This window comes from Paenibacillus sp. FSL K6-4396 (assembly GCF_038002525.1).
Lineage (GTDB): Bacteria > Bacillota > Bacilli > Paenibacillales > Paenibacillaceae > Paenibacillus > Paenibacillus amylolyticus_B.
The window spans coordinates 3,801,469-3,825,963 of record NZ_JBBOCR010000001.1; the positions used below are offsets into that span (position 1 = coordinate 3,801,469).

General features: G+C 41.7%; 27 protein-coding genes and 1 pseudogene. 20 read left to right on the plus strand and 8 right to left on the minus strand.

Features of this window, described 5'->3' with window-relative positions; translation table 11 throughout:
• Nucleotides 1-209 precede the first annotated feature (209 nt).
• Nucleotides 210-461 carry a winged helix-turn-helix transcriptional regulator gene (locus tag MHB85_RS16420; RefSeq protein WP_341073254.1) on the minus strand — a complete coding sequence of 84 codons (252 nt, stop codon included), beginning with the start codon at nucleotides 459-461 and terminating at the stop codon, nucleotides 210-212.
• A gap of 72 nt (nucleotides 462-533) precedes the next feature.
• Here MHB85_RS16420 and MHB85_RS16425 point away from each other — a divergent pair, with 72 nt between their 5' ends.
• Nucleotides 534-635 (plus strand): hypothetical protein, encoded by a 102-nt coding sequence (locus MHB85_RS16425; RefSeq protein ID WP_341073255.1) that lies wholly within the window; start codon nucleotides 534-536, stop codon nucleotides 633-635.
• Between the two features lie 135 nt (nucleotides 636-770).
• On the opposite strand, the gene MHB85_RS16430 is transcribed toward MHB85_RS16425, so the two are convergent.
• The 4 genes from MHB85_RS16430 to MHB85_RS16445 form a co-directional block, all read right to left on the minus strand.
• Nucleotides 771-1,241 (minus strand): DinB family protein, encoded by a 471-nt coding sequence (locus tag MHB85_RS16430; RefSeq protein WP_341073256.1) that lies wholly within the window; start codon nucleotides 1,239-1,241, stop codon nucleotides 771-773.
• A gap of 104 nt (nucleotides 1,242-1,345) precedes the next feature.
• Nucleotides 1,346-1,927 (minus strand): TetR/AcrR family transcriptional regulator, encoded by a 582-nt coding sequence (locus MHB85_RS16435; protein WP_341073257.1) that lies wholly within the window; start codon nucleotides 1,925-1,927, stop codon nucleotides 1,346-1,348.
• Entirely contained in the window at nucleotides 1,924-2,385 is a 462-nt protein-coding gene (locus tag MHB85_RS16440) for a nuclear transport factor 2 family protein (protein WP_091020113.1), read from the minus strand. Before MHB85_RS16440 ends, MHB85_RS16435 begins: the two co-directional genes overlap by 4 nt.
• A 240-nt stretch (nucleotides 2,386-2,625) precedes the next feature.
• Complete coding sequence (locus MHB85_RS16445) at nucleotides 2,626-3,462, minus strand: alpha/beta fold hydrolase (RefSeq protein WP_105598927.1); 837 nt, start codon at nucleotides 3,460-3,462, stop codon at nucleotides 2,626-2,628.
• Between the two features lie 342 nt (nucleotides 3,463-3,804).
• Here MHB85_RS16445 and MHB85_RS16450 point away from each other — a divergent pair, with 342 nt between their 5' ends.
• From MHB85_RS16450 to MHB85_RS16470, 5 genes are all read left to right on the plus strand, one after another.
• Entirely contained in the window at nucleotides 3,805-4,263 is a 459-nt protein-coding gene (locus MHB85_RS16450; protein ID WP_341073258.1) for a nitroreductase family protein, read from the plus strand.
• 209 nt (nucleotides 4,264-4,472) lie between these two features.
• Entirely contained in the window at nucleotides 4,473-4,595 is a 123-nt protein-coding gene (locus MHB85_RS16455) for a hypothetical protein (RefSeq protein ID WP_274599247.1), read from the plus strand.
• A 246-nt stretch (nucleotides 4,596-4,841) separates the two neighbouring features.
• Complete coding sequence (locus MHB85_RS16460; RefSeq protein WP_091020109.1) at nucleotides 4,842-5,210, plus strand: nuclear transport factor 2 family protein; 369 nt, start codon at nucleotides 4,842-4,844, stop codon at nucleotides 5,208-5,210.
• Nucleotides 5,211-5,601: 391 nt separating this feature from the next.
• Nucleotides 5,602-6,792 carry a glycine C-acetyltransferase gene (locus MHB85_RS16465; RefSeq protein WP_091020108.1) on the plus strand — a complete coding sequence of 397 codons (1,191 nt, stop codon included), beginning with the start codon at nucleotides 5,602-5,604 and terminating at the stop codon, nucleotides 6,790-6,792.
• 36 nt (nucleotides 6,793-6,828) lie between these two features.
• Nucleotides 6,829-7,788 (plus strand): L-threonine 3-dehydrogenase, encoded by a 960-nt coding sequence (locus MHB85_RS16470; RefSeq protein WP_192131366.1) that lies wholly within the window; start codon nucleotides 6,829-6,831, stop codon nucleotides 7,786-7,788.
• Between the two features lie 340 nt (nucleotides 7,789-8,128).
• On the opposite strand, the gene MHB85_RS16475 is transcribed toward MHB85_RS16470, so the two are convergent.
• A complete protein-coding gene (locus MHB85_RS16475) occupies nucleotides 8,129-8,722 on the minus strand; it encodes a TetR/AcrR family transcriptional regulator (protein ID WP_192131365.1) in 594 nt (197 codons plus the stop codon).
• Nucleotides 8,723-8,919: 197 nt separating this feature from the next.
• Between MHB85_RS16475 and MHB85_RS16480 the strand changes: the two genes are divergently transcribed.
• From MHB85_RS16480 to MHB85_RS16515, 8 genes are all read left to right on the plus strand, one after another.
• A complete protein-coding gene (locus MHB85_RS16480) occupies nucleotides 8,920-9,579 on the plus strand; it encodes an SDR family NAD(P)-dependent oxidoreductase (RefSeq protein ID WP_091020102.1) in 660 nt (219 codons plus the stop codon).
• Between the two features lie 39 nt (nucleotides 9,580-9,618).
• A complete protein-coding gene (locus MHB85_RS16485) occupies nucleotides 9,619-10,263 on the plus strand; it encodes an NAD(P)-dependent oxidoreductase (RefSeq protein WP_091020101.1) in 645 nt (214 codons plus the stop codon).
• A 43-nt stretch (nucleotides 10,264-10,306) separates the two neighbouring features.
• Nucleotides 10,307-10,747 carry a DsbA family oxidoreductase gene (locus tag MHB85_RS16490; RefSeq protein WP_091020099.1) on the plus strand — a complete coding sequence of 147 codons (441 nt, stop codon included), beginning with the start codon at nucleotides 10,307-10,309 and terminating at the stop codon, nucleotides 10,745-10,747.
• Between the two features lie 178 nt (nucleotides 10,748-10,925).
• Nucleotides 10,926-11,117 (plus strand): hypothetical protein, encoded by a 192-nt coding sequence (locus MHB85_RS16495; protein WP_181155438.1) that lies wholly within the window; start codon nucleotides 10,926-10,928, stop codon nucleotides 11,115-11,117.
• 134 nt (nucleotides 11,118-11,251) lie between these two features.
• Complete coding sequence (locus MHB85_RS16500) at nucleotides 11,252-11,917, plus strand: GntR family transcriptional regulator (RefSeq protein ID WP_091020097.1); 666 nt, start codon at nucleotides 11,252-11,254, stop codon at nucleotides 11,915-11,917.
• A 17-nt stretch (nucleotides 11,918-11,934) separates the two neighbouring features.
• Nucleotides 11,935-13,626, plus strand: coding sequence for a dihydroxy-acid dehydratase (gene ilvD, locus MHB85_RS16505; RefSeq protein WP_091020096.1), 1,692 nt, complete (start codon nucleotides 11,935-11,937; stop codon nucleotides 13,624-13,626).
• 1,101 nt (nucleotides 13,627-14,727) lie between these two features.
• A complete protein-coding gene (locus MHB85_RS16510; protein ID WP_192131364.1) occupies nucleotides 14,728-15,723 on the plus strand; it encodes a glycoside hydrolase family 43 protein in 996 nt (331 codons plus the stop codon).
• A gap of 377 nt (nucleotides 15,724-16,100) precedes the next feature.
• Complete coding sequence (locus tag MHB85_RS16515) at nucleotides 16,101-17,039, plus strand: VanZ family protein (RefSeq protein WP_091020093.1); 939 nt, start codon at nucleotides 16,101-16,103, stop codon at nucleotides 17,037-17,039.
• Nucleotides 17,040-17,517: 478 nt separating this feature from the next.
• Here MHB85_RS16515 and MHB85_RS31190 read toward each other — a convergent pair.
• Nucleotides 17,518-17,670: pseudogene (locus MHB85_RS31190) on the minus strand (DUF3231 family protein); the annotation flags it as partial.
• 180 nt (nucleotides 17,671-17,850) lie between these two features.
• On the opposite strand from MHB85_RS31190, the gene MHB85_RS16520 reads away from it, so the two are divergent.
• The 5 genes from MHB85_RS16520 (at nucleotide 17,851) to MHB85_RS16535 (ending at nucleotide 21,644) form a co-directional block, all read left to right on the plus strand.
• On the plus strand, nucleotides 17,851-18,813 hold the full coding sequence (locus MHB85_RS16520; protein ID WP_192131363.1) for a phosphatidylinositol-specific phospholipase C/glycerophosphodiester phosphodiesterase family protein: 963 nt from the start codon (nucleotides 17,851-17,853) through the stop codon (nucleotides 18,811-18,813).
• Nucleotides 18,800-19,498: a response regulator transcription factor gene (locus tag MHB85_RS16525; RefSeq protein WP_036613934.1), complete on the plus strand. Its 699-nt coding sequence runs from the start codon at nucleotides 18,800-18,802 to the stop codon at nucleotides 19,496-19,498. The genes MHB85_RS16520 and MHB85_RS16525 overlap by 14 nt, the downstream gene beginning before the upstream one ends.
• Nucleotides 19,499-19,730: 232 nt before the next feature.
• The gene (locus tag MHB85_RS16530; protein WP_341073259.1) at nucleotides 19,731-20,774 is read left to right on the plus strand and encodes a sensor histidine kinase; all 1,044 of its coding nucleotides are present in this window, start codon (nucleotides 19,731-19,733) and stop codon (nucleotides 20,772-20,774) included.
• A 245-nt stretch (nucleotides 20,775-21,019) separates the two neighbouring features.
• Complete coding sequence (locus MHB85_RS31195; protein ID WP_366349459.1) at nucleotides 21,020-21,250, plus strand: polymorphic toxin type 8 domain-containing protein; 231 nt, start codon at nucleotides 21,020-21,022, stop codon at nucleotides 21,248-21,250.
• Between the two features lie 19 nt (nucleotides 21,251-21,269).
• Nucleotides 21,270-21,644, plus strand: coding sequence for a DUF2750 domain-containing protein (locus MHB85_RS16535; RefSeq protein ID WP_091020085.1), 375 nt, complete (start codon nucleotides 21,270-21,272; stop codon nucleotides 21,642-21,644).
• 151 nt (nucleotides 21,645-21,795) lie between these two features.
• On the opposite strand, the gene MHB85_RS16540 is transcribed toward MHB85_RS16535, so the two are convergent.
• Nucleotides 21,796-22,860 (minus strand): GntR family transcriptional regulator, encoded by a 1,065-nt coding sequence (locus MHB85_RS16540; protein WP_192131359.1) that lies wholly within the window; start codon nucleotides 22,858-22,860, stop codon nucleotides 21,796-21,798.
• Nucleotides 22,861-23,122: 262 nt separating this feature from the next.
• Between MHB85_RS16540 and MHB85_RS16545 the strand changes: the two genes are divergently transcribed.
• Nucleotides 23,123-24,460, plus strand: a complete 1,338-nt coding sequence (locus MHB85_RS16545) for an ABC transporter substrate-binding protein (protein ID WP_192131960.1) — start codon at nucleotides 23,123-23,125, stop codon at nucleotides 24,458-24,460.
• The last annotated feature ends 35 nt before the right edge of the window (nucleotides 24,461-24,495 follow it).

The window sequence follows — 24,495 nt, forward strand, 5'->3', positions numbered from 1 at the left end:
CTCTCTTTTCGGTTTATCTTCATGCAATAGTAATATTGCAGAAACTGGTGTTCAAAGATCAACTTTCTCTTACAAATCAATGGAGGGCACATGAGTCCTCCATTGATTTTACTTGGAGATGAAAATACATGATTTGTGATTCCTTGGGAGTAATAGAAGAGTTTATCCTATTTTGAAATGACCGTAAGTACCCTTTGACCTCATTCACTCTACTGAGTATCGTTTGGAAGTTCCTCATTGAGTTTCTGGTACCCAAGTCCCCATGTTTCCATAGAGAATATAATTGGCTTAAGCGAATTTCCTAATTCACTTAAGCTGTATTCAACTCTCGGAGGAACTTCCGCAAAAACAGTACGAATGACAATTCCATCTTCCATTGAACGTAAATTTTCAGTGAGTACCTTTTGACTGATTTCCGGGATACTTTTACGAAGTTCTCCGAATCGTTGAGTTCCCTTCAAGAGATCCCTCATAACCAATAACTTCCACTTCTCGGTTTTCCACCAACACGAAAAAAAATCGAAGTAAATGCAATGAATTTTTATCGGATCTCTAATGGCCAGATTAGTGAAGAGTATGGTCAACCCGATATGCCTGGCTTGCTTCAACAAATAGGGGCAATTCCAAAAGCATAGAAACCGACCTTATTCCAACTTAAGTAGGATTTAAGGTCGGTTTGTTCGTTTAAGTGAAGGGACACTACTAATAATGTAATAAGAAAACTCAATATTTCGTGGCCAGACATTGGTTTTAACAAATCCTTACTAATCCTAATTGTCAATTATGCTTTTTATATTTTTAATTGTTGCAAAGTGCATTGCTTCATGGTAAATCAGAAAACCCAGTAGTTGTTCTACATTTGTAAAGATAAGTCCTGTAGAAGACTTGTAATGAGGATTGATTTCTTCTTTCAATTTGCTTAAAAGTAGCGATTCAACCCTTTCAATTTGTTCAATTAACAAGTCGATTATTTGAGACAACGTTGGAGGCTCTATATTCCAGTCAGATGGTTTAGTTCCTGAATCAAACAACTTATTAAAATTAGCAGGATAATTGGTTTCTTGCCCAGTAAGTTGAAAAGCGAACTTCTCATGTATAACATACATGTGGCCTAGATTCCATTTTATATTGTTTTTCAAACCTGTTGGAATTATTTCCGAGGCAGAGTCATTTATATTCCTCACATAATCAATTGCCTGACGGCGAACAAATCCCAATTGTTTTGCGACAAAATTGTTCATAATATTGACCTCCGATAAAGTCGCTAATGAAATCGTTAAGAAAAAATCACTTGTTTTTTTGGGGTGAAGAAATTCCGCCAGTTTTACTAAAATACACTTTTGTGTCAATGACCAGACTTGCTTTTAGAAACATAAGTTGAGACTCGTTGTGACAGATTTGCCAACGTACGTTCAAAATAGGATTCATCATGAAGAGCTCTACTCAGAATTAATCCCCCTTGAATACTAGCAATTGTTTCCTCTGAAATTTGGTCAGCAGTCTCTTTAGAGATCCCTGTTTGAACTAGTGCCGCGCTTAGGGCTTCAATCCATCTCACAAAATATTGCCGAATAACAGCAGCGAATCGATCTCTGGTTTCGTCCAAAGCGAATGCACCAATAAGGCATATACGCTGACCGGATTGAAAATAAGTATCGACCTCTTGCCACATATGATCAATGGCTGACCGGGGTTCATTCTTTTCGAGCGGTTCAAAAATGTTCTTGATAAACCATTGATCAATATGTGCAAGAATTTCAGCAGCCATCTCATCTTTTCCACCCGGAAAGAAATAATACAAGCTTCCTTTAGATAGACGCGTACGGGCTGTAATTTTACTCAAAGATGCGCCCTCATAACCTAATTCACGAAATACCTCAGCAACGAGAGGGATGACATCAGCTTTTTCAAAAACAGTACGAGTCATAGGTTTAACTCACTTAGGCTTGGATGATCAGCGGGGCGCGTGCCGAGAGGCCAATGAAATTTACGTTCCTCTTCCTTAATCGGCATGTCATTAATCGAAGCAAATCTGCGCTGCATCAAGCCGTCCTCAGCAAATTCCCAATTCTCGTTTCCATACGATCTGAACCAATTGCCACTATCATCACGCCATTCATATGCAAATCTAACGGCAATACGGTTATCCGTAAATGACCAAAGCTCCTTGATCAGGCGGTATTCCAGTTCTTTGGCCCATTTCCGAGTTAGTAAAGATACAATTTCTTGGCGGCCTGTTATAAATTCGCTCCGATTTCTCCAATAACAATCCTCAGTATACACAAGTGAGACGCGCTGAGGGTCTCGGCTATTCCAGCTGTCTTCAGCCATACGCGTTTTTTGGATTGCTGTCTCAAGAGTAAATGGGGGAGTTAAATTATTCATTAGATTTCCTCGCTTTCTAAACTGTTTGTATCAATATAAACCGATCGGTTTATAAATGCAAGTTTACATCCGAAATTCAATACAAATTTCGAAACGGTTCAGATTCATAATGTACCAAGTAGCCATCAATCATATGCATATCCTATACAATAATGAAGAAGCAGGACGTCCCCTCTATAGGAGACGTTCTACTTTTCTCTCATTTTGTTCTTTTGGTTAAAATCATCAGTCGAACTTAATTTAACCCTGTAAAAATTCGATCAATGCTGCATTAAATTGTTCAGAATGGGTTGCATTAAATCCGTGTGGTCCACCTTCGACAACGACCAGACGACTGCCAGGGATGGATTCATGAGTACGTTGTCCACTCACCTCCAAAGGCACAATGGCATCTGAATCACCATGGATAACCAGTGTTGGAATGTTGAACTTCTCCAGATCCTGACGGAAATCCGTAAGGGCAAAGGCAGCAATACAATCCAATGTGCCTTTAGGTGAAGCCAGAGCTGCAATATCACGGTTATAAATACGGAATGGTTCGCTCACAAGGTCTGTACGATCTCCAGCAGCGAAAAAGTTGCTTGTAAAACCATCCAAAAATGCTAGCCGATCCGCTTTAACCCCGTTTTGGAATTCGGCAATCGTTGCATCATCCAACCCACCTTGAGGATTGTTTTCGGTTATATAGAGATATGGAGGAACCGCTCCCGCGAATACGGCTTTGGAAACACGCTCTGTTCCGTAGGTTCCCACATAACGTGCAACTTCGCCGCCACCCATGGAGAATCCGACTAATGTGGCATCGTGCAGATCAAGGTGCAGTATCAATTTATGCAAATCCGAAGCGAAAGTATCATAGTCATAACCATCCCAAGGTTGGGAAGACTGACCAAATCCACGACGGTCATATGTGATAACACGGTGGCCTGCTTCAATTAGGGCAGGAACTTGCTTCTCCCAGGAGCGCCCACTCAAAGGCCAGCCATGAATCAGAATAATTGGTTTTCCCTCACCATGATCTTCATAATACAGTTCAATTGGTTGTTCATTCTCAGCGCCTACATTTACTTTAGACATAGAAAATACCTCCATGAGTTATTATATTTTTGTTCATACAGAAGCTATAAGCTCAGAAACATGAATGGGGGCTTGTTCATGGATCGCCTCACTCTCTATACTGTTTGTATTAGTATAAACCGATTGGTTTATACTTGCAAGTTTATATCTTAGCGTGGGTACTCAGTTAATCATCAACATATTCCTTTGAGAAGCGCGAAAGGTCGATGACGAATCCCACCCAAGATTATCAGCATTGTCAGCCTACTTCACAAGATGAACAAAAGAGAATTTAAAATGAGAAAACTTGTTTAATTTTTGCACGCATCGCTTGACGGTTTTGCAGGAGGGCCGAAAGGTGAAATGGGAGTTTGGCTGGTTTCCTACGATGCTGATTTGGAGAAGCATGCGAAAGGAATTCTGAGTTCTGCCGACAATGTCATTAATCTGGCGCAATTGATCAGGGAGCGAAGGAGTATTCGTAAATGTAACTCTACGCCAGTGGACCGGGAGTTAGTTGTTGAATTACTTCGTAAGGCTATTCAGCTTCAACCATTTGTTGAGGCTGGCTCGTGGCGTGTGGTATATACCGGAACTCCTGAATCATCTAAACGGCTGGTGGACTTTATGATGCAACAGATATCACAGAGCAAGCTGGGGAATCTGATCCCTGGAAAACTAATGGAGGTTTTTAAAAAGAGATTTACCGATATTCCCGCGCATGTCATTGTTATATCCAATGTCGGTACTGATCGACTGACCAATGACCGCAATTATGCGGCTGCCTGCGGGGTGATGCAGAGCTTCCAGTTGTTGGTCTAAGAACGAGGGTTAGGCGTGTTGTGGGATACAGAGTCCATGATTCAGCATGAAGGGTTCTTCATTGGAATTGGCTTACGTGAGCATGAAAGATTTGTTGGTATTCTTCTACATATAGGATATTTCGAAAAAGCGCCAAGAAGTAGGAAAAGAACGCCAGCCCAGCAGAAGTGGACCATATTGCGTGGGCAGAATACATAGGAGAGGAGGATGTGAAAATTAAATTGTCGATCTGGAAGGTCATGGACGGTCCCAGTGAGTTTTTGGATCGAACGGTATCGCAGGATCTAATCCTTGAATTGCTCAATCATGCCGTATTGGCTCCAAATAAGTAACGAGCGCATTGCTGCGGTTCTAGAATTGGGATACGGTGCAATGAGTCAATAGGGAATACTGAGTTACCAGAGACTCAACTTCATTTTGAACTGTTGTAGCAGGATTTGAACGTTTTCCCTATTAAAAGAAGGATTAAACTGAATGAGCAGAGTTATCATGTACATTCTTCTTTTCCGTTCATTTGATATAATTGATTCAAAACACTAGTTAAGAAATACGCTTAATTAAAAAATAGAGGAGTACTTATGAAAGAAGAAATTATAAAAAAATATTTCTTTATGTGGGTAAGTAGAGATTTTACGTCATTAGATACGTATTTTTCGGATGATATTATCTACCGCGAATGTTATGGAGCAATGTATGTGGGTATAGAGGAAGTCCATTTGTGGATCAAAAAAATGTTACTGAAGCAAGTTGTCTTAGAATGGAAGATAAAAAATATTCATCAAGTAAATGAAACCTTATTTTTTGTAGAATGGTATTTTGAAGCAAAAGAAAAACAACTTTATTCATTTGATGGTATATCAATGATTAGATTTGATGGAAATAAAATCCGATTAATAGAAGAGTATGAAGCTAAACATGAAACTTTTAGACCATGTAAGATTGATTAAAGATGTCGCGGGACAAGAACATGGTCCCATTGAATTGAAGTCGCTATTTTAGCGACTTTTTTATGTGATCGGTAGAAGTTCGTGTCCCGAATCAAGGAAAAGAACTTCTACCGATTGCCGAATGAACAAGAACATATTCCTTTTTAAGATTAGATATATATCTAATTAATTAAGAGTGCATAACTTCGGCAAACGCTTCCGCTACTTCCGGGGAAGGGGGAATAATCACTATGTTTATTTGCGTATTTTTCACTTTTTTGTCCTCCACATGTGTACAAAGAATAAAAAAGATGCTACATTAAAATTAGTCAAAACCCCTTTATAACAAGGTTTTTTCGCATAATGACATGTCTCCCGTACAAGGACAAACGTATATCAAGGAGGGAATCGAATGTCAAGTCAAGCATTGGACCAATTTTTAAGTTCGAACATCGAAGATCTAAAGAATAAAGGTCTATATAACTTCATCGATACACTGCAGGGGGCAAATGGTCCTGTTATTCGTATTGACGGAAAGTCCCTAATCAATTTGTCTTCTAATAACTATCTGGGCTTGGCAACAGATTACCGCCTGATTGACGCTTCAGTTAAGGCGGCGCAGACATACGGGGCAGGAGCAGGGGCTGTGAGAACAATTAATGGTACGATGGATCTTCATATTGAGCTTGAAGAAAAACTGGCTCGTTTCAAAAAAACGGAAGCCGTTATCGTGTATCAATCGGGATTTAACTGTAATATGGCTGCTATATCCGCTGTAATGGACCAGCATGATGCGATTTTATCCGATGAGCTGAACCACGCTTCCATTATTGATGGCTGCCGCCTGTCGAGAGCCAAGGTGATTCGCTTTAAGCATTCGGATATGAATGATTTAAGACAGCAGGCAAAAGAGGCCAAGGAATCCGGTCAGTACCATAAAATTATGGTCATCACCGACGGGGTTTTCTCCATGGATGGTGATATAGCAAAACTTCCCGAAATCGTGGAAATAGCAGAAGAATTCGATCTGATTACTTATGTCGATGATGCACACGGTTCGGGCGTTCTCGGAGCAGGTGCAGGAACCGTGAAGCATTTTGAATTGTCCGACCGCATCGACTTTCAAATCGGTACTCTTTCCAAGGCGATCGGCGTTGTCGGCGGTTATGTGGCGGGTAAAAAACAGTTGATCGAATGGTTGAAGCTGAGAAGCCGTCCGTTTCTGTTCTCGACATCGCTACCTCCGGCTGCAATCGCTTCCTGTAGCGCTTCTATCGACATTTTGATGAATGACAAAGAACTGATCGAGAAGCTATGGGCGAACGGCAATCATTTGAAAAATGGCTTGAGCCGGCTTGGATATGATGTAGGCCAAAGCGAAACTCCGATCACACCTTGTATCATTGGCGATGAAGTAACCACCCAACAGTTCAGCAAACGGCTCTATGAAGAAGGCGTTTACGCCAAGGCAATCCTGTTTCCTACGGTTCCGAAAGGAACTGGAAGAATACGCAACATGCCGACAGCTGCCCATACCAAGGAGATGCTCGACCAAGTGATCTCTGTTTATGAGAAAGTTGGCAAGGAAATGAAGCTGATTTAGTGCATTCGCGGGAGTATATTTCGGGAGGAATGTCTTATGAACAAGATTTTGGTGACCGGGGCACTCGGCCAAATCGGTTCTGAGTTAGTTGTTAAATTACGTGAGATTTATGGTGCGGATTATGTCGTTGCTACGGATCTCAGGTCATCAGCCCACGAAATTACCCGATCCGGACCATTCGAGCTGCTGGACGTGACGAATGATAAAGCGATGTTCGAAATCGCCAAGCGGTACGAAGTTGATACCATCATGCATTTGGCTGCGCTGCTGTCGGCTACCGCAGAGGAGAAACCCCTGCTTGCCTGGAATTTGAATATGGGCGGATTGATGAATGCACTTGAAGTATCCAGAGAGCTCGGCTGCCAATTGTTCACTCCAAGCTCCATTGGATCTTTTGGCCCTACGACTCCGAAATACAATACCCCGCAGGATACAATCCAGCGGCCCAATACGATGTACGGCGTGAACAAAGTGTCCGGCGAACTGCTTTGTGATTATTATTTTCACAAGTACGGCCTGGATACTAGGGGGCTGCGATTCCCAGGATTGATATCTTATATGACGCCTCCCGGTGGAGGAACGACGGATTACGCGGTGGAAATTTATTATGCAGCCGTGACGACTGGACGGTATACATCTTATATCGCCAAGGGCACAGACATGGACATGATGTATATGCCGGATGCCCTGAACGCTATTATCAATTTAATGGAAGCGGATTCATCCCAATTGATACACCGAAACTCATTTAATGTCACTGCAATGAGCGTGGATCCGGAGGCGATTGCTGCAGCGATTCGGGAGGAATTTCCCGGTTTTATCCTAGATTATGACGTTGATCCGAAGAGACAGGCGATAGCCAATAGCTGGCCGCATTCCATTGATGCGACAGCAGCAAAAACAGAATGGGGATTTCATGCACGCTACGACTTGAAGGCCATGACGAAGGATATGCTATCACAGCTAAGCGAGAGACAAATGCTTCGCAAAGCTTAAATCTATTATAAATTCACTGTGCCAAGCGAGTAGAAATACAAAAGAATCTGCATCAAGTGGAGGTTTGACGTTACCCGGACCTTTTGTTGCAGCTTCTTTTTTTTCATCCTCCATCTTGCGAGAAGAAACAAGGCTGGGTTGAAAGAACAGGACATGTTGATTACGAAATGTATCATTTACATTAAGCTAACGGGCAGTAAAGCGAAGAGCGGAGGTATTAGTTTATCTTCAAGCGTACAATAATATTTTTTGAAAGTGTAATAACAGAAAAGGAGCCCTCATTCGAGGGGCTCCTTTTCTTTCCTATCTAGCCAGCTACTGTTCGCAAGCATTTATCACTTTAATCATCGATTGAAATACCTGCGGCTTTTAAGTGTCCATGAGTTAAAATTTTTCCGAATTGAGAAGCGAGTTCATTTGGAGTATAAGAAAAATCATTTTTAACCCACCATATTACAATGCCCATAAAAGTAGATGCAATATATTGGAGTAATAATTCCTTTGAAATCTTCAGGGAAATATCATCCAAGCCATCTTCCACTGTATTTTTTATAATTTCCTCCATCTTTGATTGAAAACCATAGATTCTATTCTCATCAAGTAACAATGCTCTGTAAAAGGGAATATTGTCCTTAATTTTCTCCAGTATGGTTTGCATTAGTTGTTCAAGCATAGAGCCGCTTATAGGAGATTTGCTGCTCGAACAAAGCTTGAGTGTACTATTTAATTCTTCTAATAATTCGTCCATAGACACGTTCAACAAATCGGGTTTGTTCTGATAATGAAGGTAAAAGGTATTTCGGTTAATCATCGCCTTATCGGCTATATCCTGGATCGTAATTCCTTCGTACCCCTTTTCATTAAGAAGTTCTATAAACGCCTTTTTTATCGAATGTTTGGAGCGAAGGATACGCAAATCGATTTTTTTTTTCATTATGGCTCATTCCCTTAACTTTTTTTGTTAGATATACGACATTTAAGTTGAAACTGTATTTTATCTCTCAAAATCAAAATTATTAAACATTGAAGGCTGACCTTATATTCATCATAATAAACAAAAGATAAATATACAACACGTTGACCATTATTTATCTTACTGATAATTAACTCTAATTAAAGGGGAGATTTTAGATGAAAACGATAGCGATTGTTGGAGCAGGAGCAGGTTTAGGAATGTCCATCGCGAAAAAATTCGGGCAAAATGGCTTCCGCGTAGCGCTTATTGCGCGAAATGAAGAAAAGTTGAACCAACTGGTTATTGAATTAGAACAATTGGGAATCGAAGCTGCTTCTTTTCAAGCGGACATATTAAACAAAGAACAAATTGAGATGGCATTTGCCGCTATTAAAGAGAAATACGGATATATTGATGTTCTTGAATACAGTCCAACGCCGAGCTTTGACACAGTAGCGCCAACACTAGATGTAACTGAAGAAAATGCGTTATACCAATTTCAATATAATGTTTTAGGTGCTTTATCGAGCGTTAAACAAGTGCTTCCGGATATGTTGGATAAGCAAAGTGGTGCCCTGTTATTTACGACTGGAGGCTCAGCAATTCACCCGGTACCGATGATGGGCAATGTCGGAATTGCAATCTCAGGACTTCGTAATTATATCTTTAATTTGAACAGCGAATTATCGGATAAAGGGGTTTATGCGGGTCATCTTTCAATTGGAATTTGGATGCAACCGAACTCAGGAGTTCAAGATAAAATCGCTGATATTTGGTACGACATGTACACCAAAAGAGACAGAGTAGAAGAGTTTATAACTGAAGATAAAGTGTAAGTTGAATAATTTATTTTGAAGGAGATACAAGAAAAGAATATGAATATCACTGTTTTTGGTGCAAGTGGTGCAATTGGACAGCTTGTAACCCAACTTGCATTAGATCACGGAGATTTCGTTACGGCATACGTTAGAAACCCCAAAAAAATCAGTCTCAAACATCCAAATTTGAGCCTTGTACAAGGGGAAATTTCAAATACTTCAACCATCGAGAAAGCCATTGCCGAATCCGATGTCGTAATCAGCACATTGGGCCCAGCATCCGATATGTCACGAAAGCTTAAAGGCACGCCGATTGCTGACGGGCACGAACTGATGATTAGGGCTATGAACAAACTTAACAAAAAAAGGTTCATTACACTTGCAACGCCAGCTTTGCAATCAGATGACGATAAGAAAAACATGTCCACGATACTTCCAGGTGTATTAGCCAAAGTTCTCCTTCCAAACGGTTATGCAGAAATGAAGAAAATAGAAGGAATGATTAAGGAATCGAATCTGGATTGGACAGTCGTTCGAATTATTAACCCCAATGTTAAATACACAGGGCAGTCTTATGACTATTCATTCGGAGATCAATCGGCTAAGATGTCTGTTTCCAGAGAAAATGTTGCCAAATTCATGTACTCTGCTGCTCGTGACAACCAATTGATTAGAAAAATGCCTATTATTTATAACAAATAAGCTCAATAAAAATGTAGTATTCACCGATTAAGGTTGGTATGGTATGAGTATCGAGCAAGCGAAAAAGGCACATGCAGAACTTGAACAACAAGCAGCAATGATGGGTCTCGTGTATAATATCGACCAAATAAAGCCCACCAATACGTTTGATGCACATCGTTTAACCCAGTATGCCAAATCTGTGGGTAAAGATCAGGAATTAGCAGAGAAGCTGTTCTACTCTTATTACACGGACGCCAAGCTAATTAGTGATCATGTTACTTTAGCAGATATTGCAGAATCAGTTGGAATGAATAGGGACGAGTCAATCGCAGTTCTCCATGATTCATCCAAATATGCTAGCGAAGTGCGTTCAGATGAAGCCACAGCAAAACAATTAGGGATAACAGGAGCACCTTTCTTTGTCATTGATAGAAAATACGCGATATCCGGCGCACAACCAACAGAGGTATTTTTAAAAGCTCTTAACCAAGCATCTCAATAAATAAAACCAATAAGCATTGTAAAAAAAGGTGTCGACTGCTTTTTGTCGGGACCTTTTTTTATTGTATAAGCCCTTTGATGAGAGATTCGGATAAATCCAAAGTGGATGCGTATATGCACCAAGCTGTTGATCAATAGTATCCTACTATAATTGAGTCAATGTGAGTTGAAGTAATTGAATGAAGAGAAGGACAGGAGACAAATATGAGAAAGGCTGGATGCTATGTTTCCATCCGGATTTGATTAGAAAAAGTGCTTTAGGAAGTAAAATGGATGAGTATTCTTTCTTTTCTTATGCAGCTAATGAGGCGCTTCATTTATCAGAGAAAGAGAAGGATATCGTAACCAAAAATAGTGCATATCCTCATTGAGGATTTCAACCTAAGCTCGGCTTCGAATATCCGGACAAATTAATGGAGTGAGTAATAAAATGAAATAATAATTGCTTCTCAATCGTGTATGCGATATATTGCATATAAGAATAATTGTAATGAGGATGAAAACCATGCCAATTCCTAAAGATTTTTCCTTGCCCGTCCGTATGTCCGCAAAAGAAAGAGCGTTTTCTCAGATTCAGCGATGGATCATTGATGGAACACTGCAACCAGGTGAAAAGCTTATTGATGCGGAAATGGCTGAATCGCTTGGAGTTAGCCGGACACCGATTCGGGAGGCATTTCAGTTACTCGAAGTTCAAGGCCTCGTGTCTATGCATCCAGGAAAAGAAACAAAAGTAACGAATATTGAGAAAAACGATATTTTTAAGATGTATTCAACAATGGCCGCTCTTCAAGCTTTAGCTGCTGAAATCACCGCCCAAATTATTGTTCCAGAACAGATTGAGAAACTAAGATCACTAAATTTGGAATTCGCAAGTTCCATTAAAAATGGGCAAGTTTATCAGGCTATGGAGGTGGATGAGCAATTTCATAATTATATTGTGGAGCTCTCAGATAATCCTTATGTGGCCACATTTAATACCTCTCTCCAGATTCACATTAGGCGATTTAAATATGTGTTTTTAAAACAACCTATTACAGCTACACTTGCTTCAGTCGAAGAGCATGATTTGATTATTAAAGCTTTTGAAGGCAAAAATAGTGAGGATGCTCACGTAATAATGAAACAAAATTTTATTCGACCAATGCAGGAACTGAACGAAATACTTTGAAATGAGGGGTAAGGGACATGGAAAACAAAAAAGATCTTCGTATTCGAAGTAAAGTGATCAGTGAAGGTGCTAACCGGGTTCCGAACAGAGCGATGCTGCGTGCAGTTGGTTTTCAAGATGAGGATTTTAAAAAGCCAATGATCGGAATAGCGAGTACGTGGAGTGAAGTAACACCGTGTAATATGCACATCAATGATTTAGCGGTGCAAGCTAAGCAGGGTGCACGTAATAACGGCGGTGCTCCACTAATTTTTAATACAATTACCGTGTCAGATGGGATCTCCATGGGGCACGGCGGGATGTTGTTCTCACTACCAAGTCGAGAAGCTATAGCTGATTCGATTGAAATTGTAACCGGAGCAGAGCGTTTTGACGGCGTGGTTGCGATCGGTGGGTGTGACAAGAATACGCCTGCATGTCTGATGGCTATTGGACGGATGAACATTCCTTCCGTTTATGTATATGGAGGAACCATTCAACCGGGTAATCTCGATGGTAAAAATGTAGATATCGTTTCGGCTTTTGAAGCCGTGGGTCAATATCAAGATGGGAAAATAACAGATGAACAGCTGCATAAGGTCGAATGTAGCGTTTGTCCAGGTCCAGGGGCTTGTGGCGGCATGTATACCGCTAATACGATGGCGGCAGCTGCAGAAGCAATGGGTATGTGTTTACCTGGTTCTTCTTCAACATCAGCCATTTCAGCCGATAAAGCATTGGAATGCGAAGCAGCCGGTAAGCAGGTCATCTCACTTCTTGAACAGGAAATCTACCCAAGAGACATTATGACGAAGAAAGCATTTGAGAATGCGATCACGGTTGTTATGGCTCTAGGCGGGTCAACCAATGCGTTTCTCCATCTGCTAGCGATTGCGCACTCGGTTGAAGTAGATCTAACCCTGGATGATTTTGAGCGTATTCGTTTGCGTGTTCCTCATTTGGCGGATCTGAAGCCAAGTGGTCAATATGTCATGCAGGACTTGAATGATATTGGTGGTGTTTCCGGGGTAATGAAGCTATTGCTTGCTGAGGGTTTACTTCATGGGGATTGCCTCACCGTAACAGGTAAAACGTTAGCGGAGAATTTAGCGGAATCTGCTCCACTTGAAAATGATCAAGAGATTATACGACCGCTCAATAATCCACTTAAACCAAATGGACCACTGGTTGTACTTCGAGGAAATCTCGCCCCTGAAGGCGCTGTTGCGAAAATGTCAGGCATGAAGATCCAACAGTTCTCTGGCCCGACTAAGGTGTATGATAGTGAAGATGAGGCGACAGTAGCGATTATGAATGATGAAATTAAAGAAGGAGACGTCGTGGTCATACGCTATTGTGGTCCGAAGGGTGGACCGGGTATGCCTGAGATGCTTTCCGTTACAGCACTCATCGTAGGAAAGGGGCTCGGCGGGAAAGTAGCTCTCATCACAGATGGTAGATTCTCTGGGGGATCGCATGGATTTGTAGTCGGCCATGTATCACCTGAAGCACAAGTAGGTGGACCGATCTCGTTGCTTAGAAATGGCGATATTATTACCATTGATAGCGACATTCAGGAGATGAAGGTTGAGTTATCAGAAGAAGAGTTAGCTGCTAGAGCACAAGCCTGGGTACAACCGCCACTGAAAGTGAAATCCGGTGTACTTGCCAAATATGCTAAATTAGTTTCCTCCGCTTCCAAAGGGGCAGTAACCGATTTGATGGAATAAACCAAATACAATCGATAAATTTTAATGAGTACTTCTTCAAGTCGCTCCGCTATGCGGGGCGTCTTTTTGTTGCTATCTATCACATGAACGATATAGATATTGCGATTGAAAACAGAGTTCATTATGGATAGGAGACAATGTTGAGAAGGTTATTGGAAGGCTGAACCTTGAGGATTTATTAATGCTGGCAAATATGTAGTTATTCAACCTAAAGTAAAGGAGCTTTTGTTAGAAAAAGCTCTTTTTAAATTTAAATGTACTTTGATAATTTTAAAATTGCTTGGTTTAATCATTCACACAAAGTTGGCAGAGAAAGAAGATATCAGAGTTCTGCTTGATGTAAGAAATAACAAGGATTTATTTACCACGTATTTGAATCAACAAGAGAAAAAGGAAGTGTATCTCCTAGTTGCTGAAATGGATAGATCAACAATTTTGGGGTTCGGTCTTCTAAAACTTAGTAGTTACGTATCTCCCAAATTGACTCGGCTATTCTGAAATATTCATTGGTGTTGACCCAATTGGGAATCCAAAAATGATAAAGCTTATAACTAAGCTTGGATATAAAAGAATTACTGAACCATACTCAAGAACAGCTCTTTCCACAATGAAGACGGGACAACGTATGAGAAAACTTATACAAGGGTTGATTTGAAGAGGTCATTGAACTAACGGGGAACGTTAGTTCAATAAAACCAAGGAAGCAGGGTAAACAAAATGCGAGCATTTGGTTTATATTTCCAGTATAATGAAATGGGCGGAAATTGTACATTTTTTCGGGGGAAGATCTTTAGTATGTGTATAGGAAAAAACAATAGGGACTTATACAATAGAGATTGTAAACGCTTGCTTTGAATTCTGAGGATCCAATCACTGAATTACCGTAATCCCGTAATCGCCGGATATTTGAGCGCTATTCCTGGGCCAAGCGCGGGAATGCCTACATGCTGGACGATGAGGTGCCTCCCGTGTTCGCGTGCCTCAGCAAGCGGCTTCACCCGGCGTCTGCTCGGGACTGCGTGCCTCGAGCAACGGTACAGAGAACGCCAGCTCTGCTTATTATGAAGGATTCTATTATTCCAATACTAAAGGAGATGCCTTATGAATCAACAACAACTACCTAAGCCACACCAGCCGCTCGTAACCCACATCTTCACTGCGGACCCGTCCGTCCATGTCTACGAAGGCAAAATCTACATCTATCCTTCCCATGACCTCGATCATGACGAGCCGAGCAACGATAACGGCGACCAGTATAAAATGGAAGACTATCATGTCCTCTCGATGAACAACTTCGATTCTCCGGTGGTTGATCACGGCGAAGCGTTGCATCTGAGAGATATTCCGTGGGCCTCCAAGCAACTCTGGGCACCGGATGCCGCTTATAAGAACAATACCTATTACTTGTTCTTCCCGGCACGGGATCATGACGGCATCTTCCGTCTGGGTGTGGCAACATCAGAGTCTCCGGCAGGCCCGTTCACGCCGCAGCCGAATTATATGGAAGGCAGCTTCAGTATCGATCCGGCCGTACTGGTGGATGAAGACAATCAGTCATACATCTATTTCGGCGGACTCTGGGGCGGCCAGCTGGAGAAATGGCAGACCGGCAGCTTCGTGCCAGATGCAGAAGGACCTGCTCCTGACCAGCCGGCGCTTGGACCGCAAGTTGCACTGCTTAGCGACGACATGCTGTCCTTCCAGGGCAAGCCTGCCGAGATATCGATTGTCGATGAAGACGGAAATCCGATTCTGGCCGGGGATGAGGAACGAAGATATTTTGAAGGCCCATGGGTGCATAAATATAACGGCTATTACTACCTGTCCTACTCTACAGGAACCACGCATAAGCTCGTATATGCGATCGGCAAGAACCCGATGGGACCATTCACGTTCAAGGGCGAGATTCTCTCTCCGGTTATCGGCTGGACAACCCACCACTCCATAGTGCAAGTTGAAGACAAGTGGTATCTGTTCTATCACGACAGTTCCCTATCGGAAGGTGTCAACCACAAGCGCTGCGTTAAATATTCCGAGCTGAAATACAACGAAGACGGAACGATCCAGAAGATCAATCCTTATCCGGATGCCGAGTAAGCTGGAAGGTTAGCGGAAACAGATAAGATTACAAGATAAGGCATAACATGAGGCAGCTCCTGGCGGGGCTGCTTTTTTGATAGGAGGATCAGTTGTGTCACTCAAACTTGTGAAAATTTCTGTTGAACAAAGAATATTTTTACTATGACACTATGTGTAGAACAGTAGAAAATGATTCTTTCTATTGAGGACCATTACCATTAATCATAAGAGATCACGGAGTCATGGAAGAAGGAAACGTTAGGCGCTCCGATGTAGGGACACTACAAGGCGGCGTCATCTCACCCCTGTTGGCGATTCGAATCAAGCTAAGGGGTGCATGAAACGGGTAAATAAGGTATAGTGATGGATGGAAAAATGGAGTGGAGGAGTTAACCATGGTCAAACAACGCAAGATTTTACTAACTGTAACCGTATTGTACACATTGCTTGTTCTTTATTTTATGTTCTTCGCTTTCGGCAGAGGAGAGGATTTGGAGAACATTACCCAATATACCTTTATTTTCATGCCCGAGAACTTCCTTAAGTTGCCGTCTCCATTTGATCTTCTGCATCCCAGCCTCATGAGTATGGTGGGTTTCGGGAACACTATTGCGTTTATTCCTTTCGGTATATTGATTCCATGGCTGTACCGGGTCAGCTTCGTCCGGTTCATCACCTTATTCTTCATCGCGATTCTTGTGCTGGAAACGATCCAGGCCCTTACATTCCTGGGCAGCTTCGATATCAACGACGCTCTTCAGAATTCGATTGGAGCAGCCCTCGGTTTTGGGGCGTACAAGCTTGGTTTCCGTTACCGGAGCCTCGGGCGCAATCTGGTGGCAACGGCTATATCGGGTATGATTCTTTTTATAGCTTTATGGGGATTAGGGGCGGCGGTAGACAAAATAACAACAAAAGTAGAGGGCCCGTTTGTGGCGATCAATGACTGGACGGATACTTCGGGCCATTCATCCGCTGGAGACAAGCCGGACAGCATCCTAATCAACGGACAGAAGGTACCGCTTCGCTATAACCTATATGGCGCTGAAGACGGAGATTCAAGAACGTTCACGTACAAGTCTGAGGGACAGACGATTTTCTCCTTCGATTACGGATGCCCCGAACCAACGGATTATTCTGGTAGTATCAGTGTTACTCGGGATGGCAATGAAATATTGACCGGCTCTGGAGAAGATCAGCAGAGTAATCCCGATCTATTTCCGTCGCTATTCAAAATCCCGCTTGAGCCGGGCGATGAGCTGAAGATCACGATTAAGGGCGACATGAAAGCATGGGATGTCGGGTATACGCGGATGCAGTATTTCTGGAACTGAGTGCTTAAAGGGACTTAGCCCCATTTTATCATGAATTACACCTCGCGCTTGGGTTTTCAAGCGTTTTTTTGCTTTTGAGATCGGGATTTTTCAGAAGGGGCTGTCCAAAAAGTCAGTAAAACGACCATTGGGCTGCCCCTTTATGATGGTATGTAAAAAATAGGAACAAAAAATCGCAGGACCGACTCGCTGAGGTTTAGTATAGATAACTCCGGATCAGTAGTAGTTCTTTAGTATAAGCACATTAAGGATTATGACTTGCCTCCTAACTGGCAAGAAATTATTAAAACTCGTTAAACTAACGGTAAACGATAGCTAATAAAACCAATCTTCATTTTAAAATCCACTTATATACAAGCGTATAGAACTTGTACCAATTACCGATAAGGACAAAACAAGGTCCGATTAACCAATTAAAGCCAGTCGGCAAGTCTGGAACACATTTATAAGATGTATTGAGAAGAAGAGAAAAAATAATGACCAGACAAGACTTTGGCAAAATCATATTAAGAATGCGAAGACCTAAAGCGGTTTTAGTAAGGTGATAGCTCGCAAATAAGGCTCCGATATCCTCCCTAATTGATTGTCCCATAACTTGACTACAAGCTACGAGTCCCATCGAAGTATCTGAGAAACAACCATTTAGTATAAGTTGTGCTTGTGCTCCAGGGAGCTACAACGTTATCACGAGATCTGAATCTCTCGTTCAGCAATGTATACAAACTTCATAAATTCATTCGTTTTTATACCACTCCTTCTTCATTTGAGTCCTGTAGTATGACTTACATCGGGATAACGAAGGAGCAAAAGAATGAAGAAAACGATGTTGTTAACTTTACTCATAATCATAACGGCAGGAATGATCTGGTGCAGCTGGGGGCTTGTTAGGACAGATCAGAATCACCCGGACTCTGCAGCTGGCACCAGCGGCTGGCAGGAAAATAGGCTTATTGCACATGCATTTGGTGGAGTTGACGGTGCTAACTATACCAATTCTTATGAGGCATTTATAACCAATTACAATAGAGGGTACCGTTTGTTCGAGGTTGATCTTGTGCAGACGACGGATGGGAAGCTTGTAGCCAGACATGATTGGTCGCAGAAGCTACAGCCGGACTTGGCCGCTCATCGCGGACGAAACGTAACAAAGCTTCAGTTTGCAAACTCGCTTATTATGGGAAGATTCCACCCTCTTACCCTGCCGGACATATTGCACCTGATGAAACAATATCCTGATTTCGACTTAATTGTGGACACGAAAGCAGGCAGCAAAGAGCAAATTCAGCAGCAGTTTGCGCATCTAGTCAATGAGGTTCGACGTACGGATCCTGCACTGCTCAACCGGGTTATACCTGAAATCTTCAGCCCGGAAATGTATGACACGGTTATGGGAATCCACCCCTTTCCAAACAAAATATATTCACTTTACAAAACTGGCGCCTCCGCCGAAAGTATTGTAGAATTCGTAAGGGACAAACAACTGACAGCCGTTGCCATGCCTGCATACCGCGTGTATCTAAACCCCAATTTAGTTCCAGCACTGAATAAGTTTGGGGTAAAAAGTTATGTTCATACTGTCAACAGCAGACCGGTAATGCAGATTCTGTCCAGGTTTGGGGTACATGGGTTTTACACGGATCAGGAAGAATCACCAGAGGAGCTGATGCTTGCAGACGCTCCCCCCGGCCATGTTGAATTTTCGGGATACATGAGTTCCGGATTAGCAAGTATAAGAAATATCGTGATGAAGGTGAGAAATAATGGCTATCAATAACATTCTTGTTGTAGACGATGAACCGGAAATTCGAGAAGCGCTCGTTATTTATTTGAAAAGCGAAGATGTGGATGTATTAACTGCCTCTAACGGATTGGAGGCGCTGGAAATTCTTGAACAAGAAACCATTCATCTTATTATTATGGACAACATGATGCCGCAGCTCGATGGAATTAAAACGACATTTAAAATTCGTGAAAACAAAAATATACCGATCATTATGCTTTCTGCCAAGTCAGAAGATAGCGACAAGATTTTGGGACTCAACGTGGGCGCTGATGACTATATAACGAAGCCGTTCAATCCTCTAGAGCTGATTGCCAGAGTCCGATCTCAGCTGCGCCGGTTTACGAATTTAGGTTCCTTCCAGTCAAACGGGGATGAGCTCATTCAAGTAAGAGGACTCGTGCTGAACAAAAGCTCGAAGACTGTTGAGATAGATGGAGAGGACGTCAGATTGACCCCGAAAGAATACAAAATTTTGGAGCTGCTGATGGAGAACAAGGGTAGAGTTTTCTCGATCGAAGAGATTTATGAGCGCGTGTGGAATGAACTGATCTTCACTTCAGAGAATACGGTTGCCGTACATGTGAGAAACATTCGTGAAAAAATTGAAATCAATCCCAAAGACCCAAAATATTTAAAGGTGGTATGGGGAATTGGATACAAAATTGAGAAAAAATAAAGCCGATTGGAAGGTTCCAATCGACCTTATTGTCATCATTGTCGCCGCGATCTTATGGATCCTCTTACTCATAAACGAGTATTCATACACGGGGTTGAGTCTAAGCTATTCATCTTCAAGTTATATCCAGTCGCTGCTTGCCTTTATTATTCTTTGCTTACTGGCAAGCAGATTGTTTCTTTATTTTAAGGCACCCCACAGTAGGCGTTCCTTCTGGCATGGCAGTCTGCTGATGGATTACTTTCACATTTGGAGAATCGGTCTTAGAGCCAGTTTGCAAAACTGGAGACTAATGTTTGGCCTCATCATGATGCTTTTGCTAACCGCGATAGCCGGCATTTCTATTTGGCTGGCAGCCACATATTACGACATATACATACTTTATGTATTGCTGTATGTGCTGTTCCTGGTTCCGTATATCCTTTCCAAGCTTGGACGTTTCATCGCTATCATCAACGGGAGCAAAGAAATTGCTGAAGGAAATATTCAGAATACGATTCAAGATACCGGCAAGGATGCCCTATCCAAGCTTGCTGGCTATATTAACAATATGAAAGCCGGGTATCAAAGCGCGCTGGAGAATCAAATGAAGAGCGAACGGTTAAAAACAGAGCTGATTACCAACGTATCGCATGATTTGAAGACTCCGCTTACTTCTATTATCAATTATGTCGATTTATTAAAAAAAGAAGATCTGTCTACGGAGACTACCCGAGCCTATATTGAAACCCTGGACCGGAAGGCGCTACGGATGAAGCTGTTGATTGAAGACCTGTTCGAAATCTCAAAGATGGCCAGCGGTACAGTAGAGCTGGATATTGAGTACGTGGATGTAGCGACATTGTTGACACAGGCGATCGCCGAGTCCAATACCAGTATGGGACAAACGTCGCCTGTGATTCGGGAGAGGATTGCAAAATTCCCCATCCATGCACATTTGGACGGCAATAAAATTTGGCGTGTATTCGAAAATTTAATTGGCAACGCGCAGAAATATTCACTTCAAGGAACCAGAATCTATATTTATTTGGACCAGTCTGATAATCAGGTACAATTCAAAATTCAAAATACTGCTGCTTATGAGATTGATTTTGCTGCGGAAGAGTTGTTCGAGCGTTTCAAAAGAGCAGATGAATCCCGCCAGACAGAAGGCTCCGGACTAGGTCTGTCCATTGTGAAAAGCATCGTTGAGCTGCACGGCGGGGAGATCAAAATCGAGATTCATGGCGATCAATTCAACGTTATTCTGCATTTGCCCAAGCAGCGCTTAATTTAAAAGTCATAAAACTAGGTTAACCCTCATGCTCCCTTTCAGGATGTATGAGGGTTAACTTTACTTCAGACTCTTTTCCAACCTCTTTTGCTATAAAAATAATTATGATTTTGGAACAAAATCGTTTCCTGATTACCAAGAAGAATATGCTTGCTCACATTGCGCATTACTTTAAAACAAAAAATCATGAAATAAATAAACGATAAGACTTTTTTCTCTGAGCAGGAAAACAAACTAAACTGAAAGAAATAGCAAATGAAGATAAGGTTTCAACTTCATTAAGAGGAGAAATAAAACGTGATCTAAATGAAATTAAAAGAAAAAAACGCAAAAATGTAAGAGTTCCTCAGGGATACCAGATGCAGCACAAACGTGGTTTCGAGGCAAGAAAGGGTTACGGTTACGAACACAGTGTTTTAAATATTACAAAAAACCATAAGACACAACATAGATACGATAATAACGGAAAAATAAGATAAAACATCATTAGGAGGAAATATGAATCAGAAAGAATTTGAATCTGTCATCAATCTCCCTGCAAATATTCGTTATGAATACTTCATCAAAAAAGTAGTAGATTCAGAAGAAGTTTGGGGCCTTTATGAGAATGGTTGGTCAGTTACTGAAGATGATGAAGGTAATAAATTACTTCCATTTTGGCCTAATAAAGAATTCGCGGAATACTGTGCAACTGATGATTGGGAATTTTACTCAAGTAAAAATATGGATTTATATGAGTTCATAGACGAGTTTCTTCCCAATTTGAAAAAAGAGGGTTTTAAACCTTCAATATTCTTAAATAATGCTGATTCTGCTGTATTAGAAGTCGATATATTAATTGAGGATTTAAAGATAGAACTTGAAAAATACTAACAGGATTGATGTTGCCGTTCCCAGAATTTCGACCGATGTCGAGGGACAAGAACATATTCCCATTGAAGTCGCTATTGAAGCGGCTTTTTTTATTTTATCGGCACAAGTTCTTGTCCCGAGCCAAGGACAAGAACTTGCAACGATTGTCGTGTCAAGGGAAGATGAGTTGCACGGGAATAATGGCGTTCTTAGGAGAATAAGTATCTTCCATCTGTTCACGTAACAGCCTTACGGCTGTTCGTGCCATTTCCTGTTCATTCTGCTGCACATAAGCTACGCCTGAAAGATGTGGATTATCAAAAGATAGCAAATCGATATTGGAGTGATCGTTCAGACGACGGATAGCGGATGATGTAAGGCGTGCTGTTTCTTCAGTCAAGGAGAAAGCTGCCGAAATTTCACTGTGGTTCTGCAAGAATTCGCTTACATAGTCCAATGCATGCTCGCTGCGTAGAATGTTGAGAGGGATGTGACACCACAAGCTCTTGTCAATTGAGATACCTTGATCTGTATATGCCTGCTCGAAGCCAAGCGTGCGATCCTCGACGGTTGTATTGGCATTTTCAGGTGAGATGAGCGCAATCTGCTGATGACTCTTGGATAACAAATGGGATACAGCCTTATACGCACCGCCGTAATTATCGGATGTAATGGTGTACGTCTCAATGTTGCGCAGATAGCGGTCGATGAACACACACGGAAATTTGTCGAGCGACAGACGCAGTAATGATTCGTTGTACTTCTCATCTTCCGTCGGAAAAACGATCAGCCCCTTCACACCGAGTTCCGTTAGTGTACGGATGACGTTTGTTTCGATAGAGGAGGACTCTCGCGTGATGCTAAGTACCATGTTGAGGCCGGCTTCTTGCAGGAATTGTTCTGTGTAGTCAACGAGCTTTTGAATGACACGGGTTCTCATCGTCGGAATGATGAAGCCGATGAGTGGTATGGAGGACGCGCTGCCTTGGGATGGTGGAGAATGGATGCTAGAAACAACAAGACTTGAAGAGACAAATGAGCCTTTGCCTTGTACGCGTATAATTAATCCTTCGTCAGCTAGTGAGGTTAGGGCGTTCTTGACGGTTATTTTACTTACTCTGAATTCGTCCATTAGTTCTTGCTCAGAAGGAATGCGGTCTGTGGGCCGAAGCTGCCCTGATTTAATTTTCTGTATAATATTTTCTTGAATTTGTTTGTAGAGCGCCAGCTTTTTCAAAGAGTAGCATCTCCCCATAAACTTTATGATTTTATAATCAATTGGTTATATAAAGCTTATTTCATATATATTATAATACGGCATGTAAAGCGCTTACAATATGGAATCTAAGAAATTTTTGCGAAGGGGTCTTTTCTTTGAACGGTTAGAATTATGTTAAGGATGGTGGTGCCAAGGTAGATTGAAACCGCTTAAATTAACAGAACTAACTAGTCAGCCGACTTTTCAAATGCATAACACAAAAAGAGAGGATGACGAAGAAATGAAGAAACGCAGTACGTTAATCTCCATCGTTACAGTCCTTATTATGTCTCTTTTTTTCACAGCATGTGGTAATCCTTCTGATTCAAAAACGGAAACACAGCAATTAGGCGCTAATGCCGGTGAGAATGCAACAGAATTGTCATTTTGGACATTCGTAGATTTGCACGGCAAGCATTTGGATAAAATGCTGGGTTTATGGAACCAAGAGAACCCAGACAAACAGATTAAGTTGAATGTAACGGTTATGCCTTACGATGATATGCACAACAAGCTTTTATTGGCAGTTACAAGCGGAAAAGGTGCTCCTGATATCGCGGATATCGAGCTTGGTCAATTCCCTAAATTCCTGGAAGGTGACAACGTTCCACTGGAATCTTTGAATGATGTATTTGCACCATACAAAGACGTTGTTGTTCCTTCGCGTGTTCAGATTTACTCCAAAGCCGATCAGGTTTATGGCTTTGATTATCACGTAGGTGCAACACTTGCTTTCTACAACACTGAAATTCTCGAACAAGCAGGTGTTGACTACAAGAAAATCATAACGTGGGAAGATTACAAACAAGCAGGTATCAAGGTTTATGAAAAGACTGGCAAGTACTTAGGTACTGCTGATACATCTGCTACGTGGCAAGCATCGTTGCTGTTAGCTCAGCAAAACACTGATTTTACAGATGAAAATGGTAATCCAAAAGTTAACTCGCCTGAAATGATTAAAGCGTATGAAATGTTAGTTGATCTGCAGAAGAACAATGTTATTCATACGATCCCAGGCGGACAACCCGACACAGAAGAAGCAAAAGGCGAATACAACAAAGGCAACTACGCAAGTGCATTGATGCCTGAGTGGTACATGTCCCGCTTTGTAAACGAAATGAAGGACCTTAAAGGTAAGTATGCAATTGCTCCATTGCCTGTATTTGAAGAAGGTAATCCTCGTTCCGTTGGCTTAGGCGGTACTGGCACAGTTGTTACTAAGAGTGGTAAAGACGTTCAATTGGCCAAAGAATTTGTAGCCTTTGCTAAGCTTTCGAAAGAAGCTACGACTGAAATCTGGAATACACTTGGATTTGACCCAATCAACATGGAAGTATGGAAAGATGATGCAGTAACGAAAAACCCTGATAATGAATACGTCCAATACTTTAAAACAAATGCATTTGATACTTTGAATGAAATCAAGGACGAAATTCAAGCGATCAAATCCGTTAAAGCTTCACCGACCATCGGCAATATCTTCAATACGGTTACTTTGAACGCCATCTTTGAAGATGGTCAAGACGTGAAGGAAGCGTTGGATGAAGCACAAGCAGCAATTGAACAAGAATTGAAATAAATATAATAAGTAAATGATTTGGTTAAACCTGTCGG